Below are 13,542 nucleotides of genomic sequence, written 5' to 3' on the forward strand. Positions count from 1 at the left end.
CCCTGATACAGAGCAAACGAAGGAGGGGTGGTCGGTTCCCCTCCTCCGGAGTAAATAGAATCTGGCCTGCTTACTTAGCAGCCGAGGCTAAGGGCCAGATGAAGAAGATTAAAACTACAGGGATAATGATGATAATGATGGGGAAAAACCACCAGAAGAACTCAGGACTCAGGGTCATTTAGGCATTCCTCCCTAGATTCGTTTTATGGGACTTCTCCCATTATCTAGTTTCAGATTATGCAGCAGGTGGAGGAGTGGTTACACCTGGAAAGCTCTGTATAGTGCCGGCAAGGATTTTAACTTAAGCCAGACCTCCTGAATAGCATATATAAAGAATAAACAATAGGGAGGGATGGTTACGCTTCCTTTTCTTCTTTTTCTTCCTTCTTTGTTAGTTTTGCTAGCTGGGAGCATTAGCCTGACAGCTACCCCTTCCAGGGAAGTTCGTAAAATAATTATTTTCCAGAAGGGCACATCTTTAACCCAGGGGCGCAGAACAGTAAATTCTTTTGGTGGCCGGGTTTTAAAGGAGCTACCGTTAATAAATGCCCTGGTAGCTGCCTTTCCCCTTGAGGAGGAGAAGCTGAAGGCTTTGGCCCAGGAACCCCAGGTGGAAGTAGTGGAAGAGGATGTGACGGTGGAAACCTGCGCTCTTCCCTGTCCAGCCCATTGGAGTAAACAAACAGTTCCCTGGGGAGTGGAACGTATAGGGGCTCCGGTAGCCTGGCGTCGGACCACCGGGGCAGGTGTAAAGGTGGCTGTACTGGATACAGGTGTCGAGGCCAGTCACCCAGACTTGAGGGGTAACTTAGTAGAAAGGGTTAATATTAAATTCCCTGGCTGGCCGGCCGGGGATAGCAATGGTCATGGTACTCATGTGGCCGGAATCATAGCAGCAGCCAACAACACCTTTGGAGTAGTGGGGGTAGCGCCGCAAGCACAAATTTATGCGGTCAAGATCTTTGACTACCGGGGTAGAGGCTTTATTTCGGATATTGTGAGCGGGCTAGAATGGGCCTTGAAAAACAAAATGCAGATTGTGAACATGAGTTTTGGCACTAAACAACCCAGCACCGCTTTAAAAAAAGCTGTAGATGCCTGTTTGGAAGCTGGAATGCTTTTGGTAGCTGCTGCCGGTAATGAAGGTCAAAAAGAGGGTGAGATTCTCTATCCGGCTCGTTATCCCGGTGTCATAGCCGTGTCGGCTACAACTCAGGAAGATGACCTGGCCGATTTCAGCAGCCGGGGACCGGAAGTTACTGTGGCTGCTCCCGGGGCCGATGTCCTGTCTACTTATCCTGGCGGTCAATACCGGACCATGAGCGGAACTTCCATGGCCGCTCCCCATACTAGCGGCGTTTTGGCGTTAATTTTAGGCGCCCGCAACGATCTGGGGGCTGAAGAGGCCCGGAAAATATTGAGGCAAACCGCCCGCAAGCTTCCAGGGTTAAGTTCTGTGGAACAAGGCGCCGGTTTAGTGAATGCCGGTTGGCTGGGGTAATGGCAAAGGGCTCTGGATTTAACCAGAGCCCTTTACTTTTGGCGGTTGTAAGAGCTGGGCTAACATGCGGCCGAAAAACTGTTGAAATTCGGGTGTGCGAATGAGGTCCCAAAAAAGTTTAAAGGAAGAGGCAGGCAGAGCTAAGGAGGCTGCATTGACCTCTGGAGTCCATTGTAGATCTGCTGCTTGGGCTAGATTCTCCCTGGCCACGTTAACAATATTGTTTAATGTTTCTACGCCGGCATCGGCATAATTAAGAAAAACACGTATTTTTTCGATCCAAAGGTGTAAATTATTACACAGGTTATTGGCCGAACCGCTTAAAATAGCTTCCCTTACAAGGCCCTGGGTTAAAATCGCGAGGGTAACAGGTGTGCCGCGGTTATCTGGGTTATCTCTGGTAGATTTATCTCCCGGAATCTGCTCTTCCGAGATCTTTTCTTCCGGAAGGTTATCTTCCTTTGTCCGGTTTTCTTCTGTAATTTTCCCTCCAGGTGCCTCTGAGGGGTTATCCGTAGCTGGCAAAGTGAAGAAAAACATCAGTACCTCCCCTTCCGTAAATCAATTGTCTGTTGCATTATATGTGTTCGGCGTCATAAAGGCTATTTTTGTTTAGGGATAGCTCAATGTTAAAATAATAAGGTAGCGGCAGGAAATTAATGTGGGTACGGCGAAAACACTTATAGCTTTTGCAAGGAGTGAAGCCTTTGTTGGACTTCCTGGATACCCTGAATCCCCAACAACGAGCAGCAGTGTGTCACCGGGGGGCCCCTTTGTTAGTCTTAGCCGGTGCGGGTAGCGGTAAGACGCGGGTGCTTACCTACCGGGTCGCTCACTTATTACTAGAAGGGGTGCCGCCGGAGGCCATCTTAGCGGTTACTTTTACCAATAAAGCTGCGCAGGAGATGCAGGAAAGGCTGGAGAAAATAGTAGGGAGCGCTTCCCGTTATCTTTGGGTCAGCACTTTCCATGCGGCCTGTGTGCGTATTTTAAGGCGGGATATACACCTGTTAGGTTATAAACCCAGCTTTGTGATATATGATACTGACGACCAGCTAGCTGTCTTGCGGGAGATATTAAGGGAACTTAACCTGGATGAGAAGAAGTTCCCGCCGCGCTCGGTAGCGGCGGCCATCAGCAGCGCCAAGAATGCTCTGTACACACCGGCGGACTACGAAGGGGTGGCCAGCACCTATGCTGAGCAAAAGCTAGCCGCCATTTACCGCCTTTACCAGGATAAACTAAAGGACCTAAATGCCCTTGATTTTGATGATCTCATCATGCTTACTGTGGCTCTTTTCCAGAGGAATCCTCTGGTCTTGCGCCATTACCAGCAGCGCTGGCAGCATATCTTAATAGATGAATACCAGGATACCAATCACGCCCAGTATGTGCTGGTGAGGCTGCTGGCAGGTGACGGGAAAAACTTATGTGTAGTGGGAGATCCGGACCAGTCCATTTACGGTTGGCGGGGGGCAGATATCGGCAATATTTTAGCCTTTGAAGAAGATTATCCCGATGCCCGGGTGATATTGCTGGAGGAGAACTATCGCTCCACCTGGCCTATCTTGCAGGCAGCTAACGAGGTTATCAAGAATAATACTGGCCGCAAGGAGAAGCGCCTATGGACCAGGCGGCAGGAAGGGGAACTCCTCTACCTTTACGAGGCTGAGAGCGAACAGGATGAGGCCTTTTTTATCGCCAGGGAAATTTACCGGCGTCACCGGGAGGAGAACAGGCCCTTTGGGGCTTTTGCCGTACTATATCGCACCCATGCCCAATCCCGGGCGCTGGAGGAAGCTTTCATAAAGCTGGGTTTGCCCTACGAAATTGTAGGTGGCTTAAAATTCTATCAGCGTAAGGAAATTAAAGATATCCTGGCTTATTTGCGGGTTATCGTTAATCCGGCTGATAGTTTGAGTTTGAAGAGGATTATTAATGTGCCCCGCCGGGGTATTGGCGAAGGCACCTGGCTAAAGCTGGAATTTTTCAGCCAGGAAAGGGGCCTCACTATTCTTGAAGTCCTAAAGACGCCCGAAGAAGTTCCCGGCCTTCTGTCCAGGCAGCTCGCGCCTTTAAAAGAATTGGGGATGTTGCTGGATAAATTAAGGCAGGAAAAGGATAGATTATCAGTAACCGCTATAGTCGAAACAATTCTAAAGGAAACCGGCTATCAGGCAGAGTTAGAAGCCGAAAGAACTCCCGAAGCCCAGGCTCGTGTGGAGAACTTAAAGGAGCTATTAACCGTTACCCGGGCTTATGATGCCCAAACAGAAGAGAAAAGTCTGGAGGGCTTTTTGGCCCAGGTGGCTCTGGTGGCCGAGGCCGACACTTACAGTGGCGGAGATGCTGTGGCTTTAATGACCTTGCATACGGCCAAAGGCCTGGAATTTCCAGTAGTATTCCTGGCCGGCTTGGAAGAAGGCGTGTTTCCCCATTTTCGTTCCACCACCGATCTGGAAGAATTGGAAGAAGAGCGCCGCCTCTGTTATGTAGGTATGACCCGGGCCCAAGAAGTTTTGTACCTGACCTATGCTACCAGTCGTAATCTATACGGCACCACCTTAAACAATCCTCCTTCCCGCTTCCTTAAGGAAATACCGCCGGAGCTGTTACACCCTTGGGGCCAGCCGGAGGTTAAAAGGGAAGTCAACTCTTCTTTACAGCGGCCGGAATTAAAGGTTCTGCCAGGTGGTAAAGGGAAAGGCTCTCCAAGGCAAGCTTCCGGAGAGAACGTGCCTGTTACTTCTCTGGCCGTAGGAGATAAAGTGCGGCATGCCAAATTCGGTATCGGCATAATTGTGCGTATTAAAGGACAAGGTGAAGATGCCCAGGTAACGGTGGCTTTTCCTGAACTGGGCTTAAAGGAATTGCTACTGCGCTACGCACCTTTGCAAAAAGTATGAGGTGAGGATTATGGCTCTTTCCCGGGAAGAAGCTAAAAAACGCCTGGCTGAACTGCGCAGAATAATAGAGGAGCATAATTACCGCTACTTCGTTTTAGATGCCCCTATTATTACCGACCAGGAATACGATGCCCTCATGCGGGAACTCCTGGAGCTGGAAAAACAGTTCCCGGAGCTAGTTACTCCCGATTCGCCCAGCCAGCGGGTGGGCGGTGCGCCGCGACCGGAGTTTGCGACTGTACGCCACCGCCAGCCTTTGCTGAGCCTTTCTAATGCTTTCTCTCCTGAAGAGGTTCGCGACTTTGACCGGCGGGTGCGGGAACTCGCCGGAGGGGCGGAGGAAGTAGATTATGTGGTTGAACTTAAAATAGACGGTTTATCCGTAGCCCTTACCTATGTGGAGGGGGAATTTGCCGTGGGGGCTACCCGGGGGGACGGAGAGGTAGGGGAAGATGTTACAGCCAATTTGCGTACGGTAAGGGCTTTGCCGTTGCGCTTGCACCGGCCCGTAACCCGGCTAGAGGTGCGAGGGGAAGTCTATATGCCTAAGGCTGCTTTTGCCCGCCTCAATCGAGAGCGGGAAGAGGCCGGGGAACCTACCTTTGCCAACCCCCGCAATGCTGCGGCCGGGTCCTTGCGCCAGCTGGACCCCCGGATTACAGCCTCCCGGACGCTGGGGCTTTTTGTCTATGAAGTGTTATATACTACCGATGATCCCCAGCCCGCTACCCATATGGAAGCCCTGGACTACCTGGTGAAACTGGGACTACCGGTCAACCCTTACCGGCGCTATTGCCGCAATATCGATGAAGTACTGGCAGCGCTGGGTGAATGGACTTTAGAAAAACGAACAGCCCTCCCTTACCAAATTGACGGGCTGGTAATAAAAGTTAATAATCTGACCCTGCAACGGATATTAGGTGCTACAGCCAAAAGCCCGCGCTGGGCCCTGGCCTATAAATTTCCGGCGGAACAGGCCATAACCCGGGTGCGGGAGATTATTGTGCGGGTTGGTCGTACAGGGGTACTGACGCCGACGGCGGTGCTGGAACCCGTGCACCTGGCCGGTAGCACCGTGAGCCGCGCGACCCTGCACAATGAAGATATTATTCGGGAAAAAGACGTGCGCCTGGGCGACACCGTGGTGATTCAAAAAGCCGGGGATGTGATTCCTGAAGTAGTAAAAGTTTTGCCGGAGCGGAGAACAGGCGAAGAAAAGGAGTTTTATATGCCCGAGAAATGTCCGGCCTGTGGGGCTAAAGTTATCCGCGAACCGGGAGAAGCAGCGCACCGCTGTACTGGGGGCCTGGCCTGTCCTGCCCAGGTAAAAGAACGCATCATCCACTTCGCTTCCCGGGCGGCTATGGATATCCAGGGTTTAGGGCCGGCTATAGTTTCGCAGCTTCTGGAAGCGGGGCTCATCCGGGATGCGGGCGACCTCTATTACCTTAAAGTTGAGGACTTATTGCCCCTGGAGCGTTTTGGCAAGCAATCGGCTCAAAACTTAATTTCTGCTATTGAGGCGAGCAAGGATCGTGGCTTGGAAAGGCTGCTTTTTGCCCTGGGCATCCACCACGCGGGAGAAAGGGCCGCCCGCGTGCTGGCCCGCCACTTTCGGTCCCTGGACCGCCTTAAACAGGCAAGCTTTGAAGAACTGACCTCCCTTCCCGATATCGGTCCTAAAATTGCCGATAGCATAAAGGCCTTTTTTGCCGAACCCCTTAACCTTAAAGTGTTGGAGAAATTAAAGCGGGCAGGGGTCAAGATGGAGGTTGAACCTGAACCGGAAACTACAGGTCCTCTGGCCGGTAAGACCTTTGTTTTAACCGGTACCCTGCCCAACCTTACCCGCCAGCAGGCTACGGAGCTCATTTTGCGCGCAGGCGGCAAAGTAGCCAGCAGCGTTAGCCGCCGGACGGATTACGTAGTGGTGGGAGAAAATCCCGGTTCCAAGTACGACAAAGCGCGTGAACTAGGGATACCTATGCTGGATGAGGAAGGCCTTTTGCAACTCTTGAGGGGTAAAGAGTGAAGGCGAAAATTTTCTTTAGTGGAAGGGAAGGCCGGGCGTAATGGCGAAGTATTATATTTAACACTATCTCATAAATTTGCAGAAGGGAGAGGACAGAATGACAGAAATGGATAAGAAGCTTTTAGCCCAGCGTCTGGTAGATCTATTACGGTTAGATACCAACCCGGTAGGGGTAAAATTGTATCGCCGGAGAGAGGAATTGCCCAGGCGACCCTTTAACTGGAAGATCAATATTTGCCAGCTCGTCTGCCAGGCACGCTATCAGGGTAAATTCGGGTCCGGAACGCCGGATCTTATGGTTTGCGCCATCGGCGCTGCCTGCACCGGACTAATCAAGACCCCAGAAAGATTTACCAGCGGTAGAGCTGCTGTAGGCCGCTATGTAAGCGATGAAGAAGCTGGCCGGAAATTTATGGCTAACACTTATAAGCTAGGGGATAAGGGCAAACAATACGACGGTATTTATGTAGGCCCGGTAGCTGGTTTTAAAGACTTCGATCCGGATGTGGTGGTAATTTATGTCAACCCAGCTCAAGTGATGCGCCTTATTCATGCCTCTTTGTTTGAGACGGGCGATTGTGTAAAGGCCGATACAGTAGCTGAAGCAGCTCTCTGTTCTTCCATCGGTTTTGCCCTGGGCGAACAGAAGCCCGTTATCGGCTTCCCCTGCGCCGGTGACCGCACCTTTGGCGGTACCCAGAAGGATGAGCTCCTCTTTGCCCTGCCCTTTAGCTTCTTTCAAACCCTGGTAGAAAATCTAGAGAGCTTACAGATGGCCGCAGGCCAGGTTTACCCGGTAGGCCCCTTCATGGCCTGGACGCCCACCATGGTACCGGCTTATACTATGCAGCCAGAAGATCTGGAGGAAGGTAATTAAAATATGCCGCGACCGCCCAAATGTCGCCGTGTAGAATTTTTGCCGGAAACTACCTACTTTAAACCGGCTGGTGTACCCTTGAATGAGCTGGAAGAAGTTACCCTAGCTGTGGAAGAGCTAGAGGCCATTCGCCTTAAAGATCTGGAAGGTCTGGAGCAGGAAGATTGCGCTACTCGTATGGAGGTATCCAGGCCTACTTTTTTCCGCATCCTCAATTCAGCCCGGTCTAAGATTGCCGATGCCCTAATTAACGGGAAAGCCATTAAAGTGGAAGGGGGTTGTTTCCGCTTAAGCCCTGACAGGGTGCGCTGCCGCCTTTGCGGTCACGAGTGGAACGTGGGCGGGGAAGGGGAAAAAGAAAAACTAGTATGCCCTCACTGTCAGAGGTGGGAGGAAGGAGGGCCTGGCCCCCGGCGGTACCGCCACGGGTGGAGGGAGGAATTTTCGGATGCTGAAGATTGAGCTGCCTGACCGGGAAATCAACATTAACTATGTGGTGCTGGACTTTAACGGCACCCTGGCCCTCGATGGCGCCTTACTTCCGGGGGTAAGGGAAAGGCTGGAAGCCTTAAGCCGGCAGGTCCAGCTTTACGTCTTTACGGCCGACACTTTTGGTAGCGCCGCCCGGGAATGCGCTGCCCTGCCAGTGGAACTCGTGCGCATAGATCCCTGGGAGGGCGGAGCAGACAAGGCGCGGCTGGTGGAAAACCTAGGGCCGCTACACACAGTCGCTATCGGGAACGGCCAGAATGATGCTTTGATGCTGAAGAAGGCAGCTTTGGGTTTACTAGTCTTCGGAGATGAAGGCGTGGCTACCAGCGCTCTGCTGGCCGCTGACGCCGTTTTTCCCCATATTTTAGCGGCTCTAGATTTTCTACTTAAGCCCCAGCGGGCGGTAGCTACGTTACGGCCCTAAGTATATCCTAAACATTTAGGCTAGGTGCTGGTTCTATGTTGTACGAAGTAGGGATAACGGTAGAAGAACTGCTCAATTTATCAGAATTCAAAAATACCAAAGTAATAGGTGGTATACAAGGTTTAGGTCGGGTCATCACTAATGTAAATGTTATGGAGGTGCCCGATATCCTGAACTGGGTCAGGGAGGGCGATTTACTCCTTACGACGGGCTATGCCATTCGAGATGATCTTAAGGCCCAAAAGGAATTGGTGCCCAAGTTGGCGGCTAAAGGTTTAGCAGCTTTAGCTTTTAAACCCAAAAGGTATATTGAAACGGTGCCGTCATATATGGTAGAGGCGGCTAACCTCTATGGTTTGCCGTTGTTGGAATTGCCCTATGAAGTAAGTTTTTCAGATCTGATGTCAGCGGTTTTGGCTCAAATAGTAAACCGGCAAGCCAAATTTGTGCGCCGGAGTATGGGGGTTCACCGCCGGTTTGCCCATTTAATTCTGGAAGGCGGTGGCCTGAAACAGATGGTGGTAGCTCTGGCCGATTTACTTAAAGCTGTGGTCCGGGTGGATGATTCTTTAAACTTGAGGCGAGAGATAGCAGGGTTATCCTGGGGGAAAGTAGAAGAAAAATTAATCTTAGCGCTACTGGAACGCCCTACAGAGGTATCGGCTACAGAAACCTTTGCTGACAAGATAGAGGGCCCTGTCATGTCTTTCCAACGAGAAAGGGTTGAAGGGGAGGGTTACCAGGCCGAAATAATAAGGGTGCCTCTGGTGGTAGGAAACGAGCATTACGGCTGTATAAAGGCGGTTAAATTTGATAATAGTTTTTCCTTTTTAGACCTCTTAAATTTAGAACGGGTATGCCTTCTTATTGCGCTGGATATAATTCGCTGCCATGGTATTGCCCAGGTAGAACAAAAATACCGCACAGAATTTTTGGATCAGTTGTTTACCGCGGAACATCTCGATGAGGAAGGATTCATTGCTCGTGGCAAGACTTTTGGTTGGGACTTGACACTGGACTATATTGCTATTTTATTTAATGTCTTGCCGAGCAAGAAGATAGAAAATATAACTCAACACGAAAGGGTATCCCAGTTAATCAAAACCCAGGCCATTACTATCATTGATGACTTCTGCCGCAGGAATAGACTTAAGCATATTTTAACTAGCCATTCTAGTGGCATTTTACTTTTCTTACATCCCGCAGATCTGTCAAGGGAAGAAATTGTCCCCTGGGTTGGAGAAATTATCAAAAAGATACGCCAGAATCTCTTACGCTGGATAGTTACTACTGGTATTGGCCGGCCAGGGGAAGGGGTGGCGGGGTTAAGAAAAAGTTATCGCGAAGCGAGGATAGCCCTGGAGCTGGGACAATTAATTTTTGGCTTGGGAAATGATATTTATTATGATACCCTAGGTATTTATGGCTTGCTCTTGGGCCAGGCTGGCCTTGAGGAGCAGAAGCGTTTTGTGGCGGAAATAATGGGACCGTTGTGTTCTTACGACAGTTCTAAGGGAGGCGAATTAGTTAAAACTCTGGAAACCTACCTCCACACCAATTGTAATATTAAAAGAACTGCTGATCTGTTATATACCCATTACAATACTATCCTCTACAGATTAAATAAGATTAGACAACTCACAGGATTTAACCCTGATGATCCTGAACAGCGCCTTACCTTACAGACGGCTTTACGGTTATCTAAAATATTTAATGATAACAAGATTTAACATTAGAAGGGGCGGGTAGAAGCCCCTATTATTTTTAGAAATAATAAGCTTAACGGTTTAAATAAATAAAATAACTCTTAAATTTGCCAAGAAAAGATATAAATAAGAAAAAGTAATAGATCTATCAGCCCAAATTTATAACTATTCTACAAAGGTTTGAGCGCAAATATCTGGAACATTAATCACATATGAAAACTAAACACCATATCAGGAGTGTTGGGAGTGCAAACCTTAGTCCTGGCCTTAGGAGGTAATGCCATAACTAAAGCCGGCGAACGGGGAACCTTTCCGGAGCAATTAAGAAATATTGCTCATGCGGTTGATTCCATTGCTGAGCTGGCGATGGCAGGTTACCGTGTGCTTATTACCCATGGGAATGGTCCCCAGGTAGGCAATTTGCTTATTAAAAACGAGCTGGCCAAACATGTAGTACCGCCGATGCCCTTGGATGTTTGTGTCGCCAATACCCAGGGCTCCTTGGGCTATGGCATCCAGCAACAACTGCGCAATGTCTTACTGGAAAAAGGTTGCCAGAAGGAAGTGGTGACCTTTGTAACCCAAGTAGTGGTTGACCCCCACGATCCGGCTTTTATTCACCCCACCAAGCCTGTGGGGCCGTTTTATACCACTGAAGAGGCACGGGAGTTAGAAAAATCTAAGGGCTACCGCATGGTAGAGGATAGTGGACGCGGGTGGCGGCGCGTGGTACCTTCTCCCCGGCCTGTAGAAATCGTGGAAAGGCGAGCTATTAGAAAAGCACTGGATGATGGTCTGATAGTAATAGCTGCCGGGGGAGGAGGTATACCTGTGATCCGGGACGAAAAAGGCCGGTTGACCGGCGTGGAAGGGGTGATTGACAAGGACCTGGCGGCGGCCAGGTTGGCCATTGATATCCAGGCTGACGTGTTGCTAGTGTTGACCAGTGTGAGGAAAGTTGCGATCAATTTTGGCCGGCCTGGTCAACGAGAATTGGACCTTATGACGCTGGAGGAAGCCAAAGGCTATCTAGCGGAGGGGCATTTCCCGCCGGGCAGCATGGGACCCAAAGTGGAGGCAGCCATTGCTTTTCTGGAACAAGGGGGTCAGAGGGCAATTATCGGTTTGCTGGAGGAGGCCAGGGAAGCTCTCCAGGGTCAGGCAGGGACCACCATTGTACGGGGATTATAAGGAACCTGTCAAATACTTAACGGTGGTATGCACAGGGCCAGATTTTATAGCGCTCCTGTCGGGACAAAAGGATTTTTATGTTCATAGCGTTTTTAACCGGGCTATCAATCTTTGTGACGGTAAAAGGTTTTTAACTATGCTACCTATGGGAAAAGGTTGTGGGGCAAGTTATGCCACTTTAGCTGTGGAAGATAAAGCATCTTTTCTATCCTGGGGCATTCTTCCAGGCCAAAGGGTTGAGCTGTTGCCAGGGAACTGCCTGAAGGTTGGACCTGGGGTCATTGCTGATTTTAGTTGCAGTGTACCCTGGCAAAGTCCACTTGAGGGAATGAAAAGGCTGCCTTTAGTTAACGAGCACAATTTGGAGGCTTTCCGTTTCACCTTGCTGCGCAAGGAGGCGGCCTCACCTTTTAAAGGTATCCTCGAGGGCAAGGAACCTAAGTTAAGGGCACTCCTTGAGCAGATAAGGGGTTCCGTACTGGCACAAGAGAGACTTAAACTGGAGCAAGCTCTGGTGGGGGTATTGGGGTGGGGGCCGGGGCTAACACCTAGCGGTGATGATTTAGTTTTAGGCCTTAGCATGGCCCGGGGTGTTATAAGAAAAGCACTGGGGTTGGGGCCAGGCCTGTGGGAGGTTAGTGTGCGCCATAAATTAAATAGTACCCATCCCTTGAGCGCCTTTTTCATAGAAGAAGCCTTACACGGACGGGGCCACGAATTTGTAGAAAATGCCCTGGCTTCTTTGTTGGGGATGGGGTCGGTAAAACCGGAGAAGGCTGTAGAGCTATTGCTCAATTTAGGTGCTACTTCGGGATTTGATATTGCCTTAGGATTATACCTCGCCCTGGAATGGCAAAGGAGGTATAGTTGGTGTTCAAAAGGATAGTAGTTAAAGCCAATACTTACTATGATTCCGTGACCCTGATGAGTCTCAGCCAGGAAGTCCAAAGAGTAAAGGGGATTAGGGAAGCGCTGGTGGGCATGGGAACGGATCTCAATAAAGACAGTTTAAAAGCGATTAACCTTTATGGTCCGGAGGTAGAAAGCGCTACAGCTACTGATTTAATCATAGCTTTCGCCGGGGAAAGCGAGGAGGCCCTCACCAAAGCACAGGAGTTAATAGAACTCCGGCTAAGCCGGAGGTCCGACATACCAAGCGAAGGAGGGGAGAAAATATATAGCTCCCTGGAGGAAGCTGCTGCGCAGAAGGCGGGTATCGTCGCCATATCCGTTCCCGGACCATATGCTGCCCGAGAAGCTAGGAAAGCTTTAAAACAAGGATTACATGTCTTTCTTTTTAGCGATAATGTCTCTTTGGAAGATGAAATTTCCCTGAAGGAAATGGGTCGAGAAAAGGGCCTGCTGGTAATGGGGCCGGACTGTGGTACCGCAGTTATCGGAGGCCTGGGGCTGGGCTTTGCCAACAAAGTAAAGCCTGGAAGCATAGGGATTGTAGCGGCTTCGGGAACAGGCTTACAGCAAGTTATGGCGGTAATAGATCGTTTGGGTGAAGGCATTACCCACGCTATAGGTACCGGGGGGCGCGATCTGCGGCGGGAGGTAGGCGGTATAACTACTTTGATGGCCCTGGAACTTCTGGAGGAAGATGAAAGCACGAGGGTCAAAGTAGTTATTTCTAAGCCACCGGCGCCCGAAGTGCGGGAAAAGGTGGTCAGGGCGCTGGAGCGGGGCTCCAAGCCGGCAGTGGTGTGCTTTATGGGAGAGAGTGAGGGTCGGGATACGGGCAAAGTGAAATATGCCCGTAGCTTGGAAGAAGCTGCAGCTTTAGCCTGTTCTCTGGCCAGTGGGATAAGTGGAAGGACACTGTATTATTCGGAAGAAGAAATAGACTCGTTAGCTAGGAAATTGACGGGAGGTAAGCCTGTTAACGGGTACTTGAGAGGTTTATATGGGGGGGGCACCCTCTGTGATGAAACGCTTACCATTCTAGGGAGGGAGGGGCTAAAGGTTTATTCCAATATAGCCTGGCAGCCTGAGCTCCTTCTCTCTGATCCAGAAAAAAGTTACGCTCACTCTTGCATTGATCTGGGCGACGATTATTTCACTAGGGGTAAGCCCCATCCTATGTTGGAACCTGGCCTACGGGTTCCGCGGTATCTGCGTGAGGCTCAGGATAACGAAGTGAGTATCCTACTATTTGATGTGGTCCTGGGCTACGGCTGCCATCCCGATCCGGCAGGGGTGATGGCGGAAGCAGTTAGAGAGGCTGGCGCCCTGACCAGGCAAGCCGGCAGAGAGCTTATTCAAGTGGCAGTTTTGGTGGGTACCGAGGGCGATCCCCAGGATTTAAGTAGACAGGAAAGAGTTTTGCGCGAGGCCGGCGCTATGGTCCTGTATTCTAATTATGCGGCAGCAAAATTAGTGGCTAAGATGATCCGGGGATAAGGAGGGA

Annotated in this window: 11 protein-coding genes; 10 read left to right on the forward strand and 1 reads right to left on the reverse strand. The window is 50.4% G+C overall.

What is annotated here, in order from left to right; genetic code table 11:
• The first annotated feature begins 352 nt into the window (after positions 1-352).
• A complete protein-coding gene (locus tag AC1BI1_RS04310) occupies positions 353-1,501 on the forward strand; it encodes a S8 family peptidase (protein ID WP_476716043.1) in 1,149 nt (382 codons plus the stop codon).
• 18 nt (positions 1,502-1,519) lie between these two features.
• Here the strand turns inward: AC1BI1_RS04310 and AC1BI1_RS04315 are convergent, their stop codons facing one another.
• A complete protein-coding gene (locus AC1BI1_RS04315; protein ID WP_476716044.1) occupies positions 1,520-2,041 on the reverse strand; it encodes a hypothetical protein in 522 nt (173 codons plus the stop codon).
• Positions 2,042-2,211: 170 nt separating this feature from the next.
• Here AC1BI1_RS04315 and pcrA point away from each other — a divergent pair, with 170 nt between their 5' ends.
• From pcrA to fdrA, 9 genes are all read left to right on the forward strand, one after another.
• Positions 2,212-4,407: a DNA helicase PcrA gene (gene pcrA / locus AC1BI1_RS04320; protein ID WP_476716165.1), complete on the forward strand. Its 2,196-nt coding sequence runs from the start codon at positions 2,212-2,214 to the stop codon at positions 4,405-4,407.
• Between the two features lie 10 nt (positions 4,408-4,417).
• Entirely contained in the window at positions 4,418-6,439 is a 2,022-nt protein-coding gene (ligA, locus tag AC1BI1_RS04325; protein ID WP_476716045.1) for an NAD-dependent DNA ligase LigA, read from the forward strand.
• A 97-nt stretch (positions 6,440-6,536) separates the two neighbouring features.
• Positions 6,537-7,316, forward strand: coding sequence for a DUF169 domain-containing protein (locus AC1BI1_RS04330; protein WP_476716046.1), 780 nt, complete (start codon positions 6,537-6,539; stop codon positions 7,314-7,316).
• A gap of 3 nt (positions 7,317-7,319) precedes the next feature.
• Entirely contained in the window at positions 7,320-7,778 is a 459-nt protein-coding gene (locus AC1BI1_RS04335) for a DUF134 domain-containing protein (RefSeq protein ID WP_476716047.1), read from the forward strand.
• Positions 7,765-8,232 carry an HAD family hydrolase gene (locus tag AC1BI1_RS04340; protein ID WP_476716048.1) on the forward strand — a complete coding sequence of 156 codons (468 nt, stop codon included), beginning with the start codon at positions 7,765-7,767 and terminating at the stop codon, positions 8,230-8,232. Before AC1BI1_RS04335 ends, AC1BI1_RS04340 begins: the two co-directional genes overlap by 14 nt.
• Positions 8,233-8,267: 35 nt before the next feature.
• Positions 8,268-9,962, forward strand: a complete 1,695-nt coding sequence (locus AC1BI1_RS04345) for a PucR family transcriptional regulator (RefSeq protein WP_476716049.1) — start codon at positions 8,268-8,270, stop codon at positions 9,960-9,962.
• 216 nt (positions 9,963-10,178) lie between these two features.
• Positions 10,179-11,129 carry a carbamate kinase gene (gene arcC / locus AC1BI1_RS04350; RefSeq protein WP_476716050.1) on the forward strand — a complete coding sequence of 317 codons (951 nt, stop codon included), beginning with the start codon at positions 10,179-10,181 and terminating at the stop codon, positions 11,127-11,129.
• Positions 11,113-12,015, forward strand: coding sequence for an oxamate carbamoyltransferase subunit AllH family protein (locus AC1BI1_RS04355; RefSeq protein WP_476716051.1), 903 nt, complete (start codon positions 11,113-11,115; stop codon positions 12,013-12,015). The genes arcC and AC1BI1_RS04355 overlap by 17 nt, the downstream gene beginning before the upstream one ends.
• Complete coding sequence (gene fdrA, locus AC1BI1_RS04360; RefSeq protein WP_476716052.1) at positions 12,000-13,535, forward strand: acyl-CoA synthetase FdrA; 1,536 nt, start codon at positions 12,000-12,002, stop codon at positions 13,533-13,535. Before AC1BI1_RS04355 ends, fdrA begins: the two co-directional genes overlap by 16 nt.
• The last annotated feature ends 7 nt before the right edge of the window (positions 13,536-13,542 follow it).

The sequence above is a fragment of the Thermanaeromonas sp. DSM 22490 genome (assembly GCF_056378755.1).